This is a genomic window from Arthrobacter sp. MDT1-49-2 (assembly GCF_059090185.1).
Window position 1 is genome coordinate 1 of record NZ_JBNHFK010000004.1, and the last position, 23,176, is coordinate 23,176.

Below are 23,176 nucleotides of genomic sequence, written 5' to 3' on the forward strand. Positions count from 1 at the left end.
CTTGCATGTGTTAAGCACGCCGCCAGCGTTCATCCTGAGCCAGGATCAAACTCTCCGTAAATGTTTTACAGACACAATGCCGGGGCCAAGGAAAATTGGCCGCCAGGCACTGCACTAAATTCGAAACCGGCTAAAAAAACCGTTCCATACCCACGGGGTGGGCGGACACGGTCGATTCAACCAATCAAAATAAATTGGTATCAATAAACTTGGCACACTATTGAGTTCTCAAACAACAGACGCAATCCGAAAATACTCGGGAAAACTTTGTTTTCCTTTTCTTCTTCGCTGCAATGTTTTATTATCTTATTCCATTCCGGCGTTTTCCGCAATTCCCGGTTTTCCTGGACGGAACCCCGTGAAAAGCGTTTTACCGCCGTTCCGGTCCCAGCATCAACCGGAGTCTTTTCCGCCGGCCCGGTGAAGGGCACGGGAGTTGGACTCTGATTTTTGAAGGGATTTGGCCGCCATGCTCGGGCGCTTTTCCAGCGTCCCGGCCGCGGCGACTTCAATTACTTTACACACCCCGCCCGGTCCTTGCAAACCGGTTCGAAGTGACCTGCCCCACCTGTTGCGGGAACCGCGCGGGGCGGTCCCGCAACGGGCAGGACAAAGAACCAAGCTTCCCGAAGGAAGCATTAAGACTATACGGCGGAGACTTCCACCATCGCAAGGTTCCGCTTGCCGCGGCGCAACAGCAGGTACTTACCGTGCAGAAGCTCGCCCTGCTGAACGACCGCATCCGCGTCGGCCACCTTCGCGTTGTTCACGTAGGCGCCGCCCTCGGACACCGTCCGCCGCGCTTCGGACTTGGTTTTCGAGAGGCCGCTGGCAACCAGCAGGTCAATGATTCCCAAGCCGTCGGCCGGGACGGCGGCAACCGGCAGCTCTGCAGTGGCGGCCTTGAGTGTTGCTTCGTCCAGCTCCTTCACTTCGCCCTGGCCAAACAGTGCGGCGGAGGCGGCAATGACCTTTTCGGTGGCTTCCACACCGTGGATCAGCGAGGTGACGTCAAAAGCGAGGGCACGCTGGGCCTCGCGCTTGTGCGGGGCCTCTGCCACGGCGCGCTCGAGTTCCTCGATCCGCTGCCGGCTCATGAAGGTGAAGACCTTAAGCCGGTCCACGACATCGGCATCGGTGGTGTTGAGCCAGAACTGGTACATGGCGTACGGACTGGTCATCTCGCCGTCGAGCCAGACAGCATTGCCCTCGCTCTTGCCGAACTTGGTGCCGTCGCTGTTGGTCACCAGCGGGGTTCCCAGCGCATGGACGGTTTTGCCCTCGACCTTGCGGACGAGTTCGGTGCCGCTGGTGAGGTTACCCCACTGGTCCGAGCCGCCCGTTTCCAGTACGCAGTTGTACTTGCGGAACAGTTCCAAGTAGTCCATGCCCTGCAGCACCTGGTAGCTGAACTCGGCGTAGCTGATGCCTTCGTCGGAGTTCAGGCGCGAGGAAACAATTTCCTTCTTGATCATGGTGCCCACGCGGAAGTGCTTGCCGACGTCGCGCAGGAAATCGATGGCGCTCATGGGCGCCGTCCAGTCCAGGTTGTTCACCATGCGGGCAGCGTTCTCACCCTCAAAGCTGAGGAAGCGCTGGACCTGGCCCTGCAGGTAACCGACCCATTCGCTGACGGTTTCCTTCGTGTTCATGGTCCGCTCGGCGGTGGGACGCGGGTCTCCTACCAGTCCGGTGGAACCGCCCACCAGCGCGAGGGGACGGTGCCCGGCCAGCTGCAGCCGGCGCATGGTCAGCAACTGCACCAGGTTGCCCAGGTGCAGGCTCGGCGCCGTGGGGTCAAAGCCGCAGTAATAGGTGACCGGCCCCCCGGCCAGGAGCTTTTCCAGCTCCGCCTCGTCGGTGGAGACCTGGACCAGGCCCCGCCATTTGAGTTCCTGCCAGATGTTGGCAAAGGACGGATCGTTCTGCTGGGCTACAAGGCCCCGGGGGTTCACGTTGTCTGACACGCTTTCTAAATTATCAGGATTCTTCTTCGGGAATTCCTGCAGGGATGCCTTCGGCAGCGATCAGGCGCAGCCTCTGGGTGGGCCTGGTCATGGCTACGTACAGGTCTCCGACCTTGCCCGCGGCCGCAGTCAGCAGCTCGGACGGCTCAAGGATGACGACGCCGTCGAACTCCAAACCCTTGGCTTCGCGCGGAGATGTTACGACGATGTCCTGCTCCAGTCCCCCGGCCCCGGACCCCACACGGTGGCCGTACACCTCGGTCAGGGCGCGGCGGACCTCCGGCAGCCGGTGGTCCTCGGCGATGACGGCCAGCAGGCCGCCGTCGAGCGCTTCCAGGTCTTCGGGCAAGGTCTGGAGCAGGCGCGGGACGAGCCCGCCGTCGGATACCTCGTCAATGAACGGGGCCCAGCGCCCTTCGCGGACCGCCTTCGGGGCGGAGACCACCAGCCCTGCCGCGTTGGCCATCCGCACGGCGGCTTCGGCGATCTGTGCCGGAGTGCGGTAGTTCACGGTCAGCTCTTCCAAGGTCCACCGCTCCCCCACAAACGGAGCGAGTGCGGCCTGCCAGGAGTTGGCGCCGGCGGAGGCACTGGTCTGGGCAATGTCCCCCACCACGGTGAAGGACTTCAGCGGACAGCGCCGCATCAGCAGGCGCCACTGCATCGCGGACAGCTCCTGCGCCTCGTCCACCACAATGTGCCCGAAGGCCCAGGTGCGGTCCACCGCGGCGCGGTCCGCAGCAGTCAGCCTCTGCTCCCCCACCGCGTTATGGTCGGCGAGGTCCTCGGCGGACAGGATGCCGTGGGCACCGGAGTCCTCCAGGAATCCTTCGGTATTGGCAATGGCGCTCTCTGCGTTGGCCAGGTCCCGCTTGCGCTGTTCCTCGCGCAGGGCGTTCTCCCGGCCGGCGGAGGCATCCAGCTCACCGAGCAGTTCCGCTGCCTCGTCCAGCAGGGGCACGTCAGCTTCGGTCCACGGGGCGTCCGCGCTGCGGCGCAGCAGATCCAGTTCGCGATCGGTCAGCTCGGGAGCAGCCGCCTCCAGCTGACCGGGCTTGCTGAACAGGTCGGAGATGAGTTTTTCCGGCGTCATCGGCATCCAGCACAGGTTCAGCGCCACCCGCACGTCCCGGGCGCTGCGGACGTCCTCGGCCAGATAGGCACGGTCGGTGCTGTTGCCGGCTCCGGCGGATTCCTCGAGCTGTTCGGTCATCTGCTCGGTGAGCTCACGCAGCAGGATTTTCACGAACGTCACGCGGGCCTCGTTGTGCGGCTTGCCGGTGGCGCGCGCCTTGTCACGTGCGCGCTGGACCTGCCTGGGGGTCAGCGTGAGGATGGTGCCTTCGACGTTCAGCTTCCGGGGACCCTGCGGCAGGCGCTGCCGGTTCGCGACGGCGCGGGCCACGACCTCGGCCATGTACAGCCGGCCCTTGACCTCGGCGGTGGCGGGATCTTCCTCGTGGGTCGCGCTAATACCGGGCATCAGCTGTCCGAGGCTGGACATCACCACGCCGGTCTCGCCGAGGGATGGCAGGACGCGTTCGATGTAGCGGATGAAGGCGTTGGACGGGCCAACAAGCAGCACACCGGCGGACTTCAGCCGCTCGCGGTGGGTGTAAAGCAGGTACGCCGCCCGGTGCAGGGCGACGGCGGTCTTGCCGGTACCGGGGCCGCCCTGGACTACCAGGGTGCCGGACAGAGGCGCCCGGATAATGCGGTCCTGTTCAGCCTGGATGGTACCGACAATGTCGGACATCTGACCGGTGCGCTTGGAGTTCAGGGCGGCCAGCAGGGCTCCTTCGCCCTGCAGTTCCGGCTCGTCCTCCAGCATGGAGTAGTCCAGGACGTCGTCCTCGATAGCCTGGACGTCGCGGCCCTTCAGGATCAGGTGCCGCCGCCTGCGCACGCCCTGGCGCTCGAACGCCGTTGCCTGGTAGAAGGTTCCGGCCTCGGGGGCGCGCCAGTCCACCATGAGCCGTTGCAGGTCCTCGGTGGACAGTCCGATCCGGCCGATATAGCGCTGTTCACCGTCGTCGAGGTCCAGCCGTCCGAAAACCAGGCGCTCGTCCACGGCGGTTAACTGCGCCAGACGGTCCTCGTACATGGTGGCGAAGGCATCCCGCTCGGACCGGTTCTGGTGGGAACCCGCGGAGTGGCTGCGCCGGATCGCGGCGAGCTGCTCCATCTTTTCCGCGCGCAGTTCGTCCAGCCGGTGGTACAGACCAGCTACGTACTGACGCTCGTGTTCCAGCTCGTTGGGAGCTGAAGGTGTTTCAGACATTTTGGCGTTCCCTCTCGCAAAGGCAGAGCGTCAATCTTACAGTGCATTTGGACTTTTGCAGGTCACTAATGTATGCGGTTTCTCTCTCAGCTTCTGCCTGTGCGCCAGCGTGTCGCCGCGGGCGCTCCGGGCGGGATTCACGCCCGGCCGAGCGGCTCCTAGTAGCCGACGAGCGCGGTCACGGGAACGTCGCCGAGGCGTTCCCTGCCGCCCAACCCGTCCAGTTCCAGTACGACGCCGAACCCGGCCACTTCCGCGCCTGCCTTGCGGAGCAGACGGGCTGCCGCAGCGAGGGTGCCGCCGGTGGCGAGAACGTCGTCCAGGATCAGCACGCGGGAACCTGCGGGCATGTCGTCGCGGTGCAGCTCAAGGATGCCTTCCCCATACTCAAGGGTGTAGCTTTCCGCGAAGACCTCGCGGGGAAGTTTGCCCGGCTTGCGGACGGTAATAACACCCTTTTCGGAGGCGTAGGCGGCAGCTGCCGCGAGCAGGAAACCGCGTGCTTCCACTCCGACCACAAAATCGAACTGTCCCTCAAAGGGCGCGGTCAGTGCATCCACGACCCCGCGCAGTGCGGGACCGTCGGCGAAGACCGGAGTCAGGTCCCGGAACACGACGCCGGGCTGAGGGTAATCGGGAATTACTGCGCCCAGGCGATCGATGGTTTGTGCAATGGACTCGTTATTTACCGGTTCTGCCGGGGCATCTTTCACGCATCCACCTTACCCGCTCCCCCTCCGCGACAACCGGGGAAGGAGGGGTCCTGTGGCACTTCTCTCGCCGGGCAGCAGCAGATCGGCCTGCGGTGAACGAACGGACGGCGGAGGACGCGGCCACAGCCCGGGCAGGGGAATAAGGGCCCGTGGGCTGCCGTTGCGACGTTCGGAAGGGTCCGCTGGACGGACCCCGGATTTACCGGACAACAGTGAAGGATTTCACCTCATGGCTAACCTGCACGACGTGCTCGCAAACAAGATCGGATTCGGCACAGCCCCGCTGGGAAACATGTACCGGGAGATTCCCGAGGACGAGGCGCTTGCCACGGTGGAAGCCGCTTGGAACGCCGGCATCCGCTACTTCGATACCGCACCCTTCTACGGTGCCGGACTGGCCGAGTCCCGTCTGGGCGAGGTCCTCTCGCAGTACAACCGGGACGAGTATGCGCTCAGCACCAAGGTGGGCCGGCTGATCCTCGACGAGGAAGAAGAAAAAGGCGAAGGCCTCTTCACGCACGGACGTTCCAACCGGATTGCGACGGACTACACAGCCGATGCGACCCTGCGTTCCATCGAGGAAAGCCTGTCGCGGCTGAAGACCGACCGGCTGGACTTCGTCTTCATCCACGACACATCCCGGGACTTCCTGGGTGATGAGTGGATCACCAAGTTCGATGAGGCCAGGACCGGAGCCTTCCGCGTCCTTGCCCGGCTGCAGGATGAGGGCGTGATCAGCGGCTGGGGACTGGGCGTGAACACCACCGAGCCCATCGAGCTGGCCATGGACATGGACGAGGCTGCCCCCACCATGAGCTTGTCTGCCACCCAGTACACCCTGCTGCAGCATGAACGTGCCCTCCAGCGGATGATGCCCCTGGCCCGGGAAAAGGGCGTCGGCATTGTGGTGGGCGGGCCCTTCAATTCCGGCGCACTGCTCGGCGGTGACCACTTTGACTACGGCGAGATTCCGCCGGCAGTCAAGGCGCGGATTGAACAGATGACCGCGATAGCCCGGCGGCACGATGTCAGCCTGAAGGCAGCGGCCCTCCAGTTCTCCACGGCCCACCCTGCCGTGGCGGCAGTCATCCCCGGCTCGAGCCGGCCCGAACGCCTGGCCGAGGACATCGCTGCCATGGAGGCTCGGATTCCCGGTGCGTTCTGGGACGAGCTACTGGAGAACCGGCTCATCTCCGCCCAGGCTCCGCTGCCCCGCTCCTAACCCGCGGCGGCAGGAAACTCCCGCTGTGCGGTGCCCGGGACGGTTCATCCCCGGGTACCGCACCGGTGTTCCTGGCTGGCCGTTTTCCAGTCCGCCGGTCTTCCGGGCCTACGGGCGCTAGGTCCGCAGCGCGGTTGCTCCGGCCGGACGTTTCCGCGGCTGGGCGGGACGGTATTTCGAGACGGTCGGGTCGCCGGTCAGCCAGTACCGCCACGGGTAGTCATCCGTTCCCCCTGGCCCGCTCACCCCCACGCGCGGTCCGGTGGAGATCTGCTCGGCGGGGACGGGTTCCGGCGGAAGGACCAGCTGCAGCGGGGAGGCAAACACATCGGCTCCGTCCAATCCGCGGGCAATGCCCAGTGCCTGCGCCAGACGAGCCGGCCCGCGGGCCAGATCGAGTTTGTTACGCGGGTTTCCGCGGCGGACAGCGGCGATATCGGCGCCTTCCACCACCTCTCCGCCACGCAGCAGGAGCCCGGTAGCGAACCCGTCGGTGCCGCAGACCACGTTGGCGCAGTAATGCATGCCGTAGGTGAAGTACACATACAGGTGTCCGGCCGGCCCGAACATGGTGGCGTTCCGGGCCGTCCGGCCGCGGAAGGCATGCGACCCCGGGTCAACATCACCCATGTAGGCCTCCACCTCGGTGATCCGCACGCTTACGCGCTCCCCCTCGGCTTCATGCGTCAGTACCGCACCCAGCAGGTGCGGCGCTGCCTCGGTGGCGGGGACGGCAAGACGTTCTCTGTCACGTGAAAAACCCATACTCCGACGGTAGCAAGCCGCACGGCATCCCCTGGGCGCACGCCGCCCGGGACGACGGCGGGCCATGGCCAAGGATTCGGGCACAGGACTCAGGGGGCCCGGGGCAGGGTCTCCGGAGGCAGGGTGCCCGGGGTTTCAGCTGCTCAGCCGCCGGCCGGGCCGCGATAGAAGTCCTTCAGCGCCGCGAGCCGCCGCGAACTGGGATTTGCGGGCTGCCCGGCGAGGCCGTCCCCGGCGGCATCCAGGGCCATATGCCAGGCTGCCAGCCGTTCGGCGGCGGCCTCGGACCCGCCGGTCACCGGGTCGCGGATGACGACCCTGACATGCCCGGCCTCCTCCGTGATGTCGATGCGTGCGCCCTGCCCGATGCCGAATCCCGCCGCCGCCCGCTCCATGGCGGGGCCGACGTCGCCGGCCGGGGCGCTGTACCACCGTTCAAAGACGACCTCAGGCGGGCTGGTAAGGGAGTCCAGCCGTCCCATGGTGGGTGAGACGTCAAAGTCTTCCGCATAGGCGTCCCGCAGCCCCAGCCATTGTTCGGGGTCATCGGTCCGGACCGGTTCGATACCGGCCACCACGGCATCGAAGGCCTCCAAAATCCCCTGCCAGCCGGCGGCACCCTCCGTCAGGAAATCGGCGCTGTTCTCGTGGGTGCGGAACTGCAGGACAGCGCCGTCCGGGCTTTGATGCACCTGCCAGTCCAGCACCGACTCATCCCCCAGCGGGTCCTCCCAGGTGAGCTGCAGGCTCGAGCCCGGACTCATCTGCAGGACGGTTCCCGTCACTGCCGATTCGCCCATGTCCAGCCGGTACTCCTTGCCGATCTGCCAGGCCGGAGTGATGATGCCCAGCCACTGGGCTACCTTGTCCCGGTTGGTGAGCACGTCCCAGACATGGTCCACCGGGAAGTCCAGCCGGCGTTCAAACGTCAGCGTGTATCCGTCCGGGTGCTGCTCGATCCGCCCGGCGGGAACCGGGATTCCTGCACTGCTGGAGCTGGCCATGGTGAACCCTCTTCGGTAACCGGATGGGACTGGGGGCGCGGTTCAAGGCTAGCGCCGGAGCGAGTCCCGCCGGGAGGGTCGGCAGGTAGTTTATGCCGAATACCGGGTATTCCGGCCGCGCCGGACGTTTCAGCTTCCCGCCGGGAACGTCATCCGGTGCCGGATGTGATGGCGGTCCGTGCTGGCCTGCCAGAACTCGATTTCCCGCGGTGCCAGTGAATAGAGCTGCCAGGCGGGATTCGCGGTGCCGTCCGACCCCGGCCGGGCATCCCAGTCGGCTGCAGATGCTTCAGCGGGAAGCACTTCCACAGGGCCGGCCACGCGGATCTGCCGTCCTAGTTCAGGCCAGTAAAAATTCATGGCGGCATAGGGGTGTGCTGCCAGTTCCCCGCCTTTGCGGGAGGTCCGCGCCGTCGCGAACTGCCACCCGCCGTCGTCAATGTCCTTCAGGATCAGCATCCGGGAGGAGAGCTGCCCATTCTCCCCTGCGGTGGCCAGGGAGAACGCATGCGGCTGGCGGGTCCCGGCAGCCAGTGCCTCGGCCAGCCACAACCGGAACAGCTCTGCCGGATCCGCCGGCGCGGTGGCGGGATCAAAGGCCGGCAGGGTGTCGGGGAAATCAGGCAGGGCGCGCAGCTGCGCCCGGAAGGAGGTACTCATAGGGCCACGGTAACCGTCCGCGGCCGGCCGCAGAAGCCACAACGGGCCCCGGGGAGCCGTGCTCCCCGGGGCCCGCGACCGGCGTCCGGAACGGTCAGCCGGCGTAGCCGCGGACCGCGTCGAGCTGCCGGTGCAGTTCCGCCAGCTGCTGTTCCACCGCGGACCGGGCGGTACCGCCCTGCGAACTGCGGCTGTCCAGGGATCCTTCAGTGCTGAGCACCGAACGGACGGAGGGAGTCAGGTGCTCGGAGATGCCCGCGTAGTCCTCGTCGGTCAGGTCCCAGAGTTCGACGCCGCGGCCCTCGGCAAGCTGGACTGCGGCTCCGGAGAGTTCGTGCGCTTCCCGGAACGGGACACCCTGGCGGACCAGCCACTCGGCGATGTCCGTGGCCAGGGCAAAGCCCTGCGGGGCCAGTGACTGCATCCGCTCAGTGTTGAACGTCAGCGTGGCGATCATGCCGGACACGGCAGGAAGCAGCAGTTCCAGTGTGTCCGCCGCGTCGAAGACCGGTTCCTTGTCCTCCTGCAGGTCCCGGTTGTATGCCAGGGGCAGGCCCTTCAGGGTGGCCAGCAGGCCGGTGAGGTCACCGATCAGGCGCCCGGCCTTGCCGCGGGCCAGTTCGGCAACGTCCGGGTTCTTTTTCTGCGGCATGATCGAGGACCCGGTGGAGTAGGCATCATCCAGGGTCACGAAGGAGAACTCCTTCGTGGCCCAGAGGATGACTTCCTCACTGATCCGGGAGAGGTCCACACCGATCATCGCGGCCACCCAGGAGAACTCGGCGTACACGTCCCGGGAGGCGGTGCCGTCAATGGAGTTCCACACGGCGGAATCGAAGCCGAGGTCCGCGGCAACGGCATTCGGGTCCAGGCCCAGGGAGGAGCCGGCCAGGGCGCCGGAGCCGTAGGGAGAGACTGCCGCCCGTTTATCCCAGTCGGCCAGGCGCTGCACGTCCCGCAGCAACGCCCAGGCGTGGGCCAGCAGGTGGTGGCTGAGCAGTACCGGCTGGGCGTGCTGCAGGTGCGTGCGCCCGGGCATGGCCACCCCCAGGTGTGCCTGTGCCTGGCCCACCAGGGCGTCGATCACTGACAGCACGCCGCCGGCGATGATCTGTGCATGGTCGCGCAGGTACATCCGTCCCAGCGTGGCGATCTGGTCATTGCGGGACCGGCCGGCCCGCAGTTTGCCGCCCAGCTGCGCGCCGGCACGCTCGATCAGTCCGCGTTCCAGGGAACCGTGGACGTCCTCGTCGGACTCGGCGGGAGCGTAGGCGCCGGACTTCACATCGGCGTCGAGCCGGTCCAATGCCTCGAGCATTCCGTCCAGCTCGGCGTCGTCCAGCAGCCCGGCCTTGTGCAGCACACGGGCGTGGGCGCGGGAGCCGGCAATGTCATAGCCGGCAAGCCGCCAGTCGAAGTGGGTGGACTTGCTCAGCGCGGCGAGGGCATCTGCGGGACCGCCGGCGAACCGGCCGCCCCACAGTGCGCCCTGGACGGTTGATCCGGTGGACCCGGAACCCGTTGCTTCTTCCGACGGCTTGCCGTGGCTCATCTGCTTACTTACCTTCTGCTAGGCGCTGGTCGCGGCCGGAGGCCACCTTGGAGGACATCCCGAACAGCTCGATGAAGCCGCGGGCCATGGACTGGTCGAAGCTGTCGCCGGTGTCGTAGGTGGCCAGGTTGAAGTCGTACAGCGAGGAATCGGAGCGGCGTCCGGTCACGACGGCGCGGCCGCCGTGCATGTTCATCCGGATGTCGCCGGACACGTACTTCTGGGTGTCTTCGATGAAGGCATCCAGGGACTGCTTCAGCGGGGAGAACCACTGGCCGTCGTAGACCAGCTCGGTCCAGCGCTGGCCCACCGTCTTCTTGAAACGGGCCTGCTCGCGTTCAACCGTCACGTTCTCGAGTTCGCGGTGGGCTGCCATCAGCGCCATGGCGCCCGGGGCTTCGTAGATTTCGCGGCTCTTGATACCCACGAGGCGGTCTTCGACAATGTCGATCCGGCCGATGCCCTGGGCACCCGCGCGGCGGTTCATTTCCTCGATGGCCTGCAGCGGGGTGACGGGCTTGCCGTCGATGGCCACCGGAATGCCTTCCTTGAAGGTGATGACCACTTCGTCGGCGGCGGGGGCAGCCGCGGGGTCCGAGGTGTACTCGTAGACGTCCGGGGTGGGTCCGTTCCAGATGTCTTCCAGGAAGCCGGTTTCCACGGCGCGGCCCCAGACGTTGGCGTCGATGGAGAACGGGTTCTTCTTGGTGGTGGCGATGGGCAGGTTCTTGTCTTCGGCGAAGGAAATGGCCTTGTCGCGGGTCAGGGCCAGGTCGCGGACCGGTGCAATGCACTTCAGGTCCGGACCGAGGGTCTGGATGCCGACTTCGAAGCGGACCTGGTCATTGCCCTTGCCGGTGCAGCCGTGGGAGACCGTGGTGGCACCGAACTGGCGGGCGGCGGCGACCAGGTGCTTGACGATCACCGGGCGGGACAGGGCGGAGACCAGCGGGTAGGAATCCATGTAGAGGCCGTTGGCCTTCAGCGCGGGCATGCAGTACTCGGCAGCGAATTCCTCGCGGGCATCCGCCACGTAGGCTTCCACGGCACCGCAGTCCAGGGCGCGCTGGCGGATGGTCTCCAGGGACTCACCGCCCTGTCCTACGTCTACCGCCACGGCGATGACTTCAGCACCGGTTGCCTCGGCGATCCAGCCGATGGCTACTGACGTATCCAGGCCACCGGAGTAGGCCAGAACAATACGTTCACTCACGAAATTTGCTCCTCTTGCATTGGACGCAGCCCGTGGGGCTGCTGGTTGGTTCAGGATGAAGTTGGTTAGGTAGGGTCCGGGAACGGCGTCGACGCCGCTACAGGATCCGGCTTTCGGGGGCCGTGCCGTTGTTGGTGGCGTCGTCGGCAATGCGCAGGAACCGTGCTGCGAGGTCTGCGCCGCCGTCGGGTTCACGGGTCACCATCATCACGGTGTCGTCGCCGGCGATGGTGCCCAGGACGGAGGGCAGGACGGAGTGGTCGATGGCCAGCGCCAGGAAGTTCGCGGCCCCGGGAGGCGTGCGCAGCACCACGATGTTCGCGGAGGCTTCGGCGGTGACCAGCAGTTCCCCGCAGAGCCGGGCCAGACGGGCATCGAGTACTTCCTGCGTGACGCCGGATTTCGGTGAACGTTCCCCGCCCTCGGAGGGGACGGCATATACGAGGGCGCCGTCCTTGCCGCGCATCCGGACCGCGCCCAGTTCCACCAGGTCCCTGGAGAGGGTTGCCTGGGTGACCTGGACGCCGTCGTCGGCCAGCAGCGACGCCAGCTCCGCCTGCGAACGCACGGACAGGCCGGTCAGCAGGGTGCGGATCCGCGCCTGGCGTGCGGTCTTGGTCGCGGGCATGCTCATGACTGTGCCTCCGGTGTTCCGGTCAGGCCCGAGCGCGCCATCAGCCAGACCATCAGGGCCTTCTGCGCGTGCAGGCGGTTCTCTGCCTCGTCCCAGACCACGGACTGGGGTCCGTCGAGGACGTCGGCGGAAATTTCGTAGCCGCGGTAGGCGGGCAGGCAGTGCAGCACGACGGCGTCATCCGCTGCCTGTTCCATGGCCCCGGCATCCACAGCATAGCTGCGGAACAGCTCCTGCCGGGCGGCTTTCTCGGCTTCCTGGCCCATGGAGACCCACGTATCGGTGGCCACGACGTCGGCCCCGGCCAGCGCTTCGGCGGCGTCCGTGGTAATCATGACCGATCCCCCCGTTTCCTCGGCACGGGCGGCGGCGGCCTCGACAATCTTCGGGTCCGGCAGGTACCCCACCGGCCCGGCCACCCGGACGTGCATGCCGGCGGTGACGCCGGCGAGCAGGTAGGAGTTGGCCATGTTGTTGGCGCAGTCCCCCAGATAGGTCAGTGTGAGGCCGGCAAGCGTGCCCTTGTGTTCGCGGATGGTCAGCAGGTCCGCCAGGAGCTGACACGGGTGGTAGTCATCGGAGAGGGCGTTGATGACCGGCACCGATGAGTTCGCTGCCATCTCCTCCAGCCCGGACTGCGCGTAGGTCCGCCACACGATGGTGGACACCATGCGTTCGAGAACCTTGGTGGTGTCCGCGACGCTTTCCTTGTGGCCCAGCTGGGACTCCCCTGCCCCGATGATCAGCGGCACGCCGCCCAGATCGGAGATGCCGGCGGCGAAGGAGACCCGGGTCCGGGTGGAGGTCTTGTCGAAGATCACGGCCACCGTCCGGCGGCCGGTGGACTCACCGGCGTAGGGCTGGTACCTGTAGCGGTCCTTCTTCAGCGCGGCGGCCAGGTCCAGGACTTCTGCCTGCTCCGCCTGTGTCAGGTCGGTGTCTATCAGGAAGTGGCGGGTCATGGTTTTCCTTCGGTTGTGCCGGTGATCGGGGTGGTGGCTGCTGCCGCGGCCGAACGCAGGATGCCGGGCAGGGCGCCCAGGAACGTGCCGGCCTGCTCGGCCGTGAGGATCAGCGGCGGCGCCAGGCGGAGCGTGGACGGGCCGGTGCTGTTGATGATGAAGCCTGCGTCCAGGGCTGCGGACACGGCCGCGGGCGCGAACGGTCCGTCCAGGTCAATGCCGATGAGGAAGCCCTGTCCGCGGACGCCGGCTACGCCTTCAATGCCGGAGAGTTCGCGGCGCAGGTACTCCCCCGTGGCCCGGACGTTGGCCAGCAGGTCGCGGGATTCCAGCACGGACAGTGTGGCCAGTGCTGCGGCAGCCGCGACCGGGTTTCCGCCAAAGGTGGTCCCGTGCATTCCTGCAGCAAGCAGGTTCGCCGGGCCTTCGCCGAAGGTCATCAGGGCTCCCACCGGAATGCCGCCGCCCAGGCCCTTGGCCAACGTCATGGCATCGGGCAGCACGCCTTCGGACGCGAACCAGGTGCCGGTGCGTCCGATGCCGGTCTGCACCTCGTCAAAGATCAGCAGGGCGCCGGCGGCGCTGGTGGCTTCGCGGGCCGCCTGCAGGTAACCCTCCGGCAGCATCCGCACACCGGCCTCGCCCTGGATGGGTTCCAGGAACACCGCTGCCACGCTCTCGTCCACGGCGGCCTTCAGGGCGGCAATGTCCCCGAACGGAATGTGCTCCACCCCTCCGGGCAGCGGCTGGAACGGTTCGCGGTAGGCGGGCTTGGCGGTCAGCGCCAACGCGCCCATGGTCCGGCCGTGGAAGGCGCCTTCCAGGGCCAGGATCCGGGTCCGTCCGGAGGCGGGGTCCGCGTTGCGGCGGGCCAGCTTGAACGCGGCCTCGTTGGCTTCGGTGCCGGAGTTCGCGAAGAACACCTTGGACCCCTCCGGAGCGCCGGCCAGTGCCAGCAGGCGTTCGGCCAGGAGCACCTGTGCGGGGCTGGTAAAGAAATTCGAGACATGGCCCAGGGTGGAGAGCTGTTCCTGCACCGCCGCCACCAGTTCGGGATGGGCATGGCCGAGCGCATTGACGGCAATTCCGCCGAGCAGGTCCAGGTGCTGCTTCCCGTCGGCATCTTCGACATAGCAGCCGCTGCCGCGGACCAGCACCCGCTGCGGGGTGCCGAAGACACCCATCAGGGAGGAATCGTAGCGCTGCAGCCATTCCTCGGACCCCTGGGCTGCGGCATGGCGTGCGTCGGTATTATGCATGGTCCTCCTCCGGAACAACCTGGGTGCCGATGCCTGCGGCAGTGAAGATTTCCAGCAGCATGGAGTGGGCCATCCGTCCATCGACGACGGCGGCGCGCTCCACCCCGCCGTCCACGGCGGCCAGGCAGGCCTGCATCTTGGGGATCATGCCGGCCTCAAGACTGGGCAGCATGCTCCGCAGCTCGCCCGCGGTGAGCGAGGAAATCAGTGACGACTTGTCCGGCCAATCCGCGTACAGGCCCTCGACATCGGTCAGTACCACCAGCCGGGAGGCGCCCAGCGCCACGGCCAGTGCAGCGGCAGCCGTATCCGCGTTGACGTTAAGCACCTGGCCGGTAGGGCCGCCGTCGGCGTCCACTTCCGGGGCCACGGTGCTGATTACCGGGATCCGTCCAGCCGCGACCAGGTCCAGGATGGCGGCGGGATTCACGCCCACCACTTCCCCAACCAGGCCCAGGTCCACTTCCTGCCCGTCCACCACGGTGCCGGTGCGCACGGCCTGGAGCAGTCCGCCGTCCTCACCGGAGAGTCCCACGGCGTACGGTCCGTGTGAATTGACCAGGCCCACCAGTTCACGGCCCACCTGTCCGGTCAGGACCATGCGTACCGCGTCCATGGCCTCGGGGGTGGTGACCCGCAGGCCCCCGCGGAATTCGGACTCGATGCCGAGCCGGTCCAGGAAGGTACTGATCTGCGGGCCGCCGCCGTGCACCACCACGGGATGTACGCCGGCATGGTGGAGGAACACGATGTCCTCGGCGAAGGCGCGGCGCAGTTCGTCATTGACCATGGCGTTGCCGCCGTACTTAATGACCATGGTGGTGCCTGCGAAGCGCTGGATCCAGGGCAGCGCCTCGATCAGCGTTTCCGCCTTGTCCTGTGCCCGCAGCCGTTCCCCGGCCGCTGCTGGTGTGCTCATGCTCATCCCCCGGCTAGCTGCTGTAGGCCGAATTTTCGTGGACGTAGTCCGTGGTCAGGTCATTGGTCCAGATGGTGGCGCGCTCCGTGCCGGAGTGCAGGTCGATCACCACGTCCACGGCGCGCGCGGACAGGTCCACGTTTTCCCGCGGATCCCCGATCCCGCCGTTGCGGCAGACCTGGACACCGTTGATGCTGACGTCGATCCGGTCCGGTTCGAAGGCGGCGTCAGTGGTGCCGACGGCGGAGAGCACGCGGCCCCAGTTCGGATCGTTGCCGAAAATCGCGGTCTTGAAGAGGTTGGAGCGGGCGACGGCGCGGGAGGCCGTTTCGGCGTCGGCCACGGTAGCGGCGTTGACGGTGGTGATGGCGATGTCGTGGCTGGCACCTTCGGCATCCGTGATGAGCTGCTGGGCCAGCGAGTGGCAGACCTCGGTGAGGCCGCACGTGAATTCTTCCTGGTCGGGCACCGTGCCGGACGCGCCGGAGGCCAGCAGGATCACGGTGTCATTGGTGGACATGCAGCCGTCTGAATCCGTGCGGTCAAAGGTCACGGCGGTGGCAGCGCGCAGTGCCTTACCAAGTGCCGGGGCGGCGATGTCGGCGTCGGTGGTCAGGACCACCAGCATGGTGGCCAGGCCCGGGGCGAGCATCCCCGCACCCTTGGCCATGCCGCCAATGCTGAAGCTGCCGTCCGTGCCGGTGAACACCGCCTGCTTGGCCACGGTGTCGGTGGTCATGATGGCCTGTGCCGCGTCCAGGCCGCCGTCCGCGGAAAGACCGGCGGCGGCGGCTTCGACGCCGGGAAGCAGTTTGTCCATCGGCAGCTGCATGCCGATCAGGCCGGTGGAGCAGACCAGGACATCGGACGCGCTGATGCCGAGAAGTTCCGCGGTCTTTTCCGCGGTGGCGTGGGTGTTCTGGAAGCCCTGGGTGCCGGTGCAGGCGTTGGCGCCGCCGGAGTTGAGGATGACGGCGTCGGCGCGCCCGTCGGAGACGGCCTGCCGGGACCACAGCACGGGCGCTGCCGCCACCCGGTTGCGGGTGAAGACGGCAGCTGCCGCCTTGGCGGGTCCGTCGTTGACCACCAGGGCAACGTCGGAGCCGCCCGAATCCTTGAGCCCGGCGGTAACGCCGGCGGCACGGAATCCGGCCGGAACGGTGATGCCGGTGCTGGTTTTGGTTTCTGCGGCACTCATTACGGAGCCACCCCCTGCTGCGTCAGTCCCGCGGTCTCTTCCAGGCCGAGGGCAATGTTCATGGACTGCACGGCGCCGCCGGCAGTTCCCTTGTTCAAGTTATCGATGACGCAGCTGACGATCACCCGGTTGGCGTGGGCGTCGTAGGCCAGCTGCATCACGGCGTAGTTGGAGCCGACCACCATCTTGGTGGCGGGCCACTGTCCTTCCGGGAGCACGCGGACAAACTGCTCGCCGGCGTAGGCGGCGTCCCAGGCGGCACGCAGGGCCGCCGGGTCAACGCCGGGGCGGACCTTCGCGGTGGCGGTGGTGAGGATGCCGCGGGCCATCGGCGCCAGGGTGGGCGTGAAGGACACGGCCACGGATTCTCCTGCCGCGGCGGACAGTCCCTGTTCAATTTCGGGGGTGTGCCGGTGGCTTCCGCCTACACCGTAGGGGCTCATGCCGCCGAGGACTTCCGAGCCGAGCAGGTGCGGCTTGGCGGCCTTGCCCGCACCCGAGGTGCCGGAGGCGGAAACGATGACGACGTCGTCGGGCTCCAGCAGCCCGGCGGCGAAGCCGGGGGTCAGCGCCAGCAGCGAACTGGTGGGATAGCAGCCGGGCACCGCAATCCGGCGGGCGCCTTTGAGCCGGTCGCGGTGGCCGGGCAGCTCGGGCAGACCGTAGGGCCAGGTGCCGGCATGGGCGGAGCCGTAGAACTTCTCCCACGCCTGCGGATCCTCCAGGCGGTGGTCCGCGCCGGCGTCGATCACCAGCGTGTCCGCGTCGAGCTGCGCGGCAATCGCGGCACTGGCGCCGTGCGGCAGCGCCAGGAACACGACGTCGTGGCCGGCCAGGTTCTCCACCGTGGTCTCCGCCAGGACCCGGTCCGCCAGGGCATGCAGGTGCGGCTGGAGCTCCCCGAGGCGGGCGCCTGCATTGCTGTGGGCGGTGATGGCACCGATGCTCACGTCCGGATGGCCGGCGAGCAGGCGCAGCACTTCACCGCCTGCATAGCCACTGGCACCGGATACTGCTACGGAAATCGTCATGCCATTCACCCTACAGCACATTTATGCAAGGGCTCCAATATTTATGCAAACCGTATGATGGGGAGCACATTGTTAAGCGGCACGTTCCAGCCAGCAGAAAAGGCCATGCCATGCATAAAGCCATTGTCGTCCCACAGGCGGGCGGACCCGAAATCCTGCGTTACGAAGACGTTGACCTGCCCGAGCCCGGCCCGCACCAGGTGCTGGTGAAAGTGGCTGCGGCAGGGGTGAACTTCATCGACACCTATAAGCGCGCCGGGGTCTACCCCATGTCATATCCCTTCATACCCGGTGCCGAGGCCGCCGGCACGGTGGTCTCGGCCGGGCTGGAGTCCGGGTTCCGGGAAGGAGACCGGGTGGCCACCGCGGAGGGTGGAGGAACCTACGCCGAGTACACGGTAATGGACGCCGACGTCGCCCTGCCGATACCCGCCGGGATCAGCGATGAAACGGCTGCCGCCCTGCTGCTCCAGGGCATGACCGCGCACTACCTGTGCAACTCGACTTTCCCGGTGCAGGACGGGCAGACGGCCCTGGTCCATGCCGGCGCCGGCGGGGTGGGACTGCTGCTGATCCAGCTGCTGAAGGCCAAGGGCGCCACCGTCATCACCACCGTCTCCAGCGAGGAAAAGGAAGTCCTGGCCCGCGGAGCCGGCGCAGACCATGTGCTGCGCTACGACGGGTTCACGGGCCAGGTCCGGGCGTTGACCGGGGGCACAGGCGTGGATGTGGTGTACGACGGCGTGGGGGCATCCACCTTTGATGGCTCCCTGGCGAGCCTGCACACGCGCGGCATGATGGTGCTCTTCGGCGGAGCCTCCGGGCAGGTGCCGCCGTTCGATATCCAGCGGCTGAACTCCTCGGGTTCGCTCTTCCTCACCCGCCCCACCCTGGCGCACTATCTGCTCACCCCGGAGGAACGGCGGTGGCGGGCACGCGAACTCTTCGATGCCGTGCTGGCCGGAACGCTGGACGTACGGATCGGAGCGACGTACCCGCTCTCGGAGGCCTCCCGGGCGCAGGCGGACCTGGAGGGCCGGCGGACCACCGGCAAGGTAGTGCTGGTCCCCTAGCGGGACCCGGCGCGCGGGGCCTAATATCCAGCGCAGGGGACCATGAGCAACGCAAGGCAAGGAGGCCCGGCATGGTGACGAATCGCCCGGTGGCCCGCGACTATCTGGCGGGGCGGCTGCGGCAGGTCCTGGCTCCGCAGCCCAACGTCCGTGAGGTGCGTATGTTCGGCGGACTGTCCTTTATGGTGGACGAGCGCCTGGCCGTCGCGGCCGGCGCCGGCGGCGACCTGCTGGTGCACATTGATCCCGCCCGCTATGAGGATCTGCTGGAACGCGGGGCTGAGGAGGCCGTGATGGGCAGCAACCGTCCCATGGGACGGAACTGGCTGTCGGTTCCGGAGTCCCGGCTGGCCAGCGACGAGGACCTCGCGTGGTGGGTCACGGTCGGCCTGGACTCCGGGGAAGTGCCCGGCTGACGGTTCCCCGGCGTGCAGCGGAAAAGGGTCCCGCCGGACAATCCGGCGGGACCCTTTTCATTGCCTGTTGGCTGCCTGGCTAGCGCTGGACGGCACCGAAGCGTTCGGCGGCCAGGGCGACGGCGGCGGCCCGCGCCTCCGAGGCCTCGTCGGCCGTCAGCGTCCGGTCCGGTGCACGGAAGCGAAGCGCGAAGGCCAGCGACTTGGAGCCGGGCTCGATTCCCGCTCCTGCGTAGACGTCGAACAGTGCCACGTCTTCGAGCAGCTCGCCGGCACCTTCACGCAGGGCCTCGCGGACCTGCTCAGCCGGCACATCCTCGGCCACCACCAGGGCCACATCCTGCGTGGAGATGGGGAAGCTGGAGATGGGGCGGGCGACGATGACATCGGGCGCGGCATCAAAGAGCGCATCCACGTCCAGTTCCGCGGCCACGGTCCGGGCCGGCATGTCCCGGACGGCGAGCAGCTTCGGGTGCAGCTCGCCGGCGTAGCCCACGGTCTCGCCGCTGCGCAGCGCAATGCGCGCGGTCCGGCCGGGATGGAAGGCCTGGTGGGTTCCCTGTTCCACCACCAGTTCCACGCCCAGAACGTCGCCCATCAGCCGGGCGAAGTCCACGGCGTCGGCCCAGTCCCAGGGGCGCGGCGTGGTGCCGGCGCCGGGAGCGGACTCGTGGCCGGCCAGCAGCACACCCACGTGCAGCGGCTGGTCGGGGATGCCTGCATACAGCTCATCCAGCACCTCGTCCGACGGTTTGGCGCCCAGCGGAGGGATGCTTTCGGTGCCAACGTGCTCGCCGGGCAGGAAGACCGTCCCGGATTCGAACAGGGCCAGGTCGCGGAACCCGCGGGACATGTTCCGCTTGGCCACCTCGAACAGGCCCGGCAGCACCGAGGTCCGCAGGTAGCCGTACTCGGCGCTGAGCGGATTGGCCAGCTTCAGTGCCGGCACGCCGCCTTCCTCCGGTGCGCCGAAGGTGTTGTTGTCCGTTTCGGTGACGAACGGGTAGGACAGCACCTCGGTGAGGCCGGCCGCAGCGAGCGATGACATCAGCCGGCGGCGCTGCTGCTGGATCCGGGTCAGGCCGCGTCCGGGAGGGGCCACGGGCAGGGTGGAGGGAATCTTGTCATACCCCACCAGGCGGATGATCTCCTCGGTGACGTCCTGCGGGGTCTCCAGGTCCGGCCGCCAGCTCGGCGGGGTGACCAGGTAGCCCTCGGAGGTCTTCTCCACGGAGGCACCCAGGTCCTGCAGCGTGCCGGTGATCTGGGACTCGGTGAAGTCCAGGCCGATGAGCCGGGACGGGAACTGCGCCGGCAGTTCGATGCGCCGGGGTTCGGGCGCGGTGCCGACGTCGGTCACGGACGCATCGGCAGTGCCGCCGGCGAGTTCCACCAGCAGGTCCACTGCGCGCTGGGCAGCCACATCGGCCACGTTCCAGTCCACGCCGCGCTCGAAGCGCTTGGAGGCTTCGGAGGGCAGCTTGTGCCGGCGGCGCGAGCGGGCGATGCTCACTTCCTCGAAGTGTGCGGCCTCGATCAGGACGTTCTGCGTACCATCGGACACCTCGGTGGAGGCTCCGCCCATCACGCCGGCGATGCCGATGGCACCGGAGCCGTCGGTGATCAGGAGGTCCTCCGGGGAGAGCCTGCGTTCCTTCTCATCCAGCGTCTTCAGGGTTTCGCCCTCGGCGGCGCGGCGGACCACGATCTCGCCGGTGAGCTTATCCAGATCGTAGAAGTGCAGCGGCTGGCCCAGTTCGAGCATCACATAGTTGGAAATATCCACTACCAGCGAGATGGAGCGTATGCCGGCCAGGCGCAGCCGGGCGGACATCCACGGCGGGGTGGGCCGGGAGGGATCCACGCCGCGCACGGTGCGGGCCACGAACCGGTCGCAGCCGGGCTTGCCGTAGATGGGCGCGGCGTCGTCGAGCCGTACCGGGTATCCGTTGCCGTCAGCCTCGGGGACAACGACGGCGGCAGCCGGGTCGGTGAACTTGGTCCCGGTGGCGTGGGCGTACTCGCGGGCGGCGCCGCGGATGGAGAAGACGTAACCGCGGTCCGGGGTGACGTTGATTTCAGCCGCCTGGTCGTACAGGCCCAGCAGCTCCATGGCGTCGGTGCCGACCTCGGGGTCCAGGCCCAGGGTGGAGAGGACCAGAATCCCGTCATGGTCCTCGCCGATGCCCAGTTCACGCACCGAGGCAATCATGCCGGCGGAGACGTGGCCGTAGGTCTTGCGCGGGCTGATCCGGAAGTCTCCGGGCAGCACGGCGCCGGGCAGGGTGACAACCACCTTGTCCCCCACCGTGAAGTTGTGTGCACCGCAGACAATGCCCTGCACGCCGGAGGGCTCAATGCCCTTGCCGGTGAGGGTCTGCTCGGCTCCCTCGGGGACCACGCGGACCGTGCACCAGTTGATGGTCTTGCCGTTGCTCTGCGGCTCGGGGTCCATGCTGAGCACCTGGCCCACCACAATCGGACCCTGCAGCTCGTCGGAGGGACGGTGAACGTCCTCTTCCTCCAGGCCGACCTTTACCAGGTCCTCCATGACATCTTCGGCGGTTGCGTCCGCCGGAACCTGGGCATACTCGCGCAGCCAGGAAAGTGGGATTCTCACTTAGATCTCCATCCCGAAGTGTTCGCTGAAACGTACGTCGCCTTCAATCATTTCGTGCATGTCCGAAACCTCGTTGCGGAACATGAGGGCACGGTCAATGCCCATGCCGAAGGCAAAACCTGAATAGACCTCGGGGTCGATCCCGGCGGCGCGGAGCACGTTGGGGTTGACCATGCCGCAGCCGCCCCACTCGATCCAGCGCGGGCCGCCCTTGGCACCGGGGTGCCAGATGTCCAGCTCGGCGCTGGGCTCGGTGAACGGGAAGTAGTTCGGCCGCAGCCGGACCTTCGCCTCGTCGCCGAAGAGCACCCGGGTGAAGTGCTCGAGGGTGCCGACAAGATCCGCCATGGTCAGGCCCTTGTCGATGGCCAGGCCCTCGAACTGGTGGAACACCGGAGTGTGCGTGGCATCGAGTTCGTCGGTGCGGAACACCTTGCCCGGGCACAGCACGTAGATCGGCAGCTCGCGCTCGAGCATGGAGCGGACCTGCACCGGGGAGGTGTGCGTGCGCATCACCAGGTGAGCCTCGGGCGGTTCCACGAAGAAGGTGTCCTGCATTTCGCGGGCCGGGTGGTCCGGCTTGAAGTTCAGCGCATCGAAGTTGAACCACTCGGATTCCACCTCGGGACCTTCGGCGATTTCCCAGCCCATGCCCACGAATACGTCTGCGACGCGGTCCTGCAGCGTGGAAATGGGGTGCCGTCCGCCGATGCGGCGGCGCCGCGGGGCGGCAGTGACGTCCACGGCCTCTTCGACGAGGATCCGGGCGTCGCGCTCGGCTTCCAACTCGACCGTGCGGGCTGCGAGCGCGGCATTGATGCGGCCGCGGGCCGGGCCCACCAGTTTGCCGGCGGCGGCCTTCTGGTCCTTGGGCAGCTTGCCAATGGTCCGGTTGGCCAGGGACAGCGGCGACTTCTCGCCCGTGACGGCGATCCGGACGTCCTTGAGGGCATCCAGGTCCGCTGCGGAGCCTATGGCTGCGAGCGCTGAATCAACGGCAGCCGCAATGGCTGTCTCGTCAAGCGGATTGGGTGCCGCGTTGTCTGGGGAGTCCGTCCCCGGTATGGAATTCGACATGTACCGTTCTTACCTGTTTCCGGCCGTGTTGAGGTGAATGGAGGTGGTGCTGACGTGCGAGTGCTGAGCAACAAAGATGCTGCAGGCAAAGGCACGAAGCCTGCGGCTACCAGTCTAACCAACTCACGCTCCCCGGCCGGGCAGTGTGAAGGCATGCCCCTGGCCTAGCATGGGCGCATGACTGCTCCCCTGTCCCGCATGCAGGCTCTGCGCCGGATCCTGAACCTGGTCAACGGCACGACGGCGGCAGGACTTCTCGCTGCCCGCGCGGGCAAGGTGCCGGTCCGGCCGGGCCCCGGCGGACTGCTGCTGGCAGGAGGGTGGAGGCTTCCCCTTCCCCGCGCGGCGGCATTCACCCTGGGCAACGTTGTCCTCTACCGCTCCCGCGTGTCCCGGGCATTCGAGGCCGGCCCCGCCTCCGCCCTCCTGCAGCATGAAGCCCGGCACAGCTCCCAGTACGCGGTGCTGGGACCGGCTTTTCTTCCGCTCTACTTTGCCGCGGCGGGGTATTCCCGGCTGCGCGCCGGAGATCCTGCGTCGTCGAACCTCTTCGAGATCCTGGCCGGACTGTCCGACGGCGGCTACCGCACCCGCCGGGGCTAGATACTTA

General features: G+C 67.2%; 20 protein-coding genes and 1 rRNA gene. 4 read left to right on the forward strand and 17 right to left on the reverse strand.

The features are described 5' to 3' along the window. The 4 genes from AC5RTS_RS06765 to AC5RTS_RS06780 all read right to left on the reverse strand — a co-directional run. Positions 1-61, reverse strand: a 16S ribosomal RNA gene (locus tag AC5RTS_RS06765); the annotation flags it as partial. 583 nt (positions 62-644) lie between these two features. Then, positions 645-1,967 carry a tyrosine--tRNA ligase gene (gene tyrS / locus AC5RTS_RS06770; RefSeq protein ID WP_493991311.1) on the reverse strand — a complete coding sequence of 441 codons (1,323 nt, stop codon included), beginning with the start codon at positions 1,965-1,967 and terminating at the stop codon, positions 645-647. 13 nt (positions 1,968-1,980) lie between these two features. Continuing rightward, positions 1,981-4,248 (reverse strand): HelD family protein, encoded by a 2,268-nt coding sequence (locus tag AC5RTS_RS06775; RefSeq protein ID WP_493991312.1) that lies wholly within the window; start codon positions 4,246-4,248, stop codon positions 1,981-1,983. 158 nt (positions 4,249-4,406) lie between these two features. Beyond that, entirely contained in the window at positions 4,407-4,961 is a 555-nt protein-coding gene (locus tag AC5RTS_RS06780) for an adenine phosphoribosyltransferase (RefSeq protein WP_493991313.1), read from the reverse strand. Between the two features lie 229 nt (positions 4,962-5,190). Here AC5RTS_RS06780 and AC5RTS_RS06785 point away from each other — a divergent pair, with 229 nt between their 5' ends. Continuing rightward, on the forward strand, positions 5,191-6,183 hold the full coding sequence (locus tag AC5RTS_RS06785; protein ID WP_493991314.1) for an aldo/keto reductase: 993 nt from the start codon (positions 5,191-5,193) through the stop codon (positions 6,181-6,183). A 117-nt stretch (positions 6,184-6,300) separates the two neighbouring features. Here AC5RTS_RS06785 and AC5RTS_RS06790 read toward each other — a convergent pair whose 3' ends face one another. The 11 genes from AC5RTS_RS06790 to argC all read right to left on the reverse strand — a co-directional run bounded on the left by AC5RTS_RS06790 (position 6,301) and on the right by argC (position 17,380). Then, entirely contained in the window at positions 6,301-6,948 is a 648-nt protein-coding gene (locus AC5RTS_RS06790) for a DNA-3-methyladenine glycosylase (protein ID WP_493991315.1), read from the reverse strand. A gap of 143 nt (positions 6,949-7,091) precedes the next feature. Further along, positions 7,092-7,952, reverse strand: coding sequence for an SRPBCC domain-containing protein (locus tag AC5RTS_RS06795; RefSeq protein ID WP_493991316.1), 861 nt, complete (start codon positions 7,950-7,952; stop codon positions 7,092-7,094). Positions 7,953-8,081: 129 nt separating this feature from the next. After that, complete coding sequence (locus AC5RTS_RS06800; RefSeq protein ID WP_493991317.1) at positions 8,082-8,612, reverse strand: pyridoxine/pyridoxamine 5'-phosphate oxidase; 531 nt, start codon at positions 8,610-8,612, stop codon at positions 8,082-8,084. Positions 8,613-8,706: 94 nt separating this feature from the next. Then, complete coding sequence (gene argH / locus AC5RTS_RS06805; protein WP_493991318.1) at positions 8,707-10,164, reverse strand: argininosuccinate lyase; 1,458 nt, start codon at positions 10,162-10,164, stop codon at positions 8,707-8,709. Between the two features lie 4 nt (positions 10,165-10,168). After that, complete coding sequence (locus AC5RTS_RS06810) at positions 10,169-11,377, reverse strand: argininosuccinate synthase (protein ID WP_493991319.1); 1,209 nt, start codon at positions 11,375-11,377, stop codon at positions 10,169-10,171. A 97-nt stretch (positions 11,378-11,474) separates the two neighbouring features. Next, positions 11,475-12,011 (reverse strand): arginine repressor, encoded by a 537-nt coding sequence (locus AC5RTS_RS06815; RefSeq protein ID WP_493991320.1) that lies wholly within the window; start codon positions 12,009-12,011, stop codon positions 11,475-11,477. Then, positions 12,008-12,973, reverse strand: a complete 966-nt coding sequence (gene argF / locus AC5RTS_RS06820; RefSeq protein ID WP_493991321.1) for an ornithine carbamoyltransferase — start codon at positions 12,971-12,973, stop codon at positions 12,008-12,010. Before argF ends, AC5RTS_RS06815 begins: the two co-directional genes overlap by 4 nt. Continuing rightward, positions 12,970-14,232, reverse strand: a complete 1,263-nt coding sequence (locus AC5RTS_RS06825) for an acetylornithine transaminase (protein WP_493991322.1) — start codon at positions 14,230-14,232, stop codon at positions 12,970-12,972. The genes argF and AC5RTS_RS06825 overlap by 4 nt, the downstream gene beginning before the upstream one ends. Then, positions 14,225-15,151 (reverse strand): acetylglutamate kinase, encoded by a 927-nt coding sequence (argB, locus tag AC5RTS_RS06830; RefSeq protein ID WP_493991323.1) that lies wholly within the window; start codon positions 15,149-15,151, stop codon positions 14,225-14,227. Before argB ends, AC5RTS_RS06825 begins: the two co-directional genes overlap by 8 nt. A 13-nt stretch (positions 15,152-15,164) precedes the next feature. Then, positions 15,165-16,349, reverse strand: coding sequence for a bifunctional glutamate N-acetyltransferase/amino-acid acetyltransferase ArgJ (argJ, locus tag AC5RTS_RS06835; RefSeq protein ID WP_493991324.1), 1,185 nt, complete (start codon positions 16,347-16,349; stop codon positions 15,165-15,167). Beyond that, on the reverse strand, positions 16,349-17,380 hold the full coding sequence (argC, locus tag AC5RTS_RS06840) for an N-acetyl-gamma-glutamyl-phosphate reductase (protein ID WP_493991325.1): 1,032 nt from the start codon (positions 17,378-17,380) through the stop codon (positions 16,349-16,351). Before argC ends, argJ begins: the two co-directional genes overlap by 1 nt. A gap of 110 nt (positions 17,381-17,490) precedes the next feature. Here argC and AC5RTS_RS06845 point away from each other — a divergent pair, with 110 nt between their 5' ends. After that, positions 17,491-18,453 (forward strand): quinone oxidoreductase family protein, encoded by a 963-nt coding sequence (locus AC5RTS_RS06845; RefSeq protein WP_493991326.1) that lies wholly within the window; start codon positions 17,491-17,493, stop codon positions 18,451-18,453. Positions 18,454-18,524: 71 nt separating this feature from the next. Beyond that, positions 18,525-18,869: a TfoX/Sxy family protein gene (locus AC5RTS_RS06850; protein ID WP_493991327.1), complete on the forward strand. Its 345-nt coding sequence runs from the start codon at positions 18,525-18,527 to the stop codon at positions 18,867-18,869. 79 nt (positions 18,870-18,948) lie between these two features. Here the strand turns inward: AC5RTS_RS06850 and pheT are convergent, their stop codons facing one another. Continuing rightward, entirely contained in the window at positions 18,949-21,489 is a 2,541-nt protein-coding gene (gene pheT, locus AC5RTS_RS06855) for a phenylalanine--tRNA ligase subunit beta (RefSeq protein ID WP_493991328.1), read from the reverse strand. After that, positions 21,490-22,566, reverse strand: coding sequence for a phenylalanine--tRNA ligase subunit alpha (pheS, locus tag AC5RTS_RS06860; RefSeq protein WP_493991329.1), 1,077 nt, complete (start codon positions 22,564-22,566; stop codon positions 21,490-21,492). A 177-nt stretch (positions 22,567-22,743) separates the two neighbouring features. Between pheS and AC5RTS_RS06865 the strand changes: the two genes are divergently transcribed. Then, complete coding sequence (locus tag AC5RTS_RS06865) at positions 22,744-23,169, forward strand: hypothetical protein (RefSeq protein ID WP_493991330.1); 426 nt, start codon at positions 22,744-22,746, stop codon at positions 23,167-23,169. Positions 23,170-23,176 lie beyond the last annotated feature (7 nt).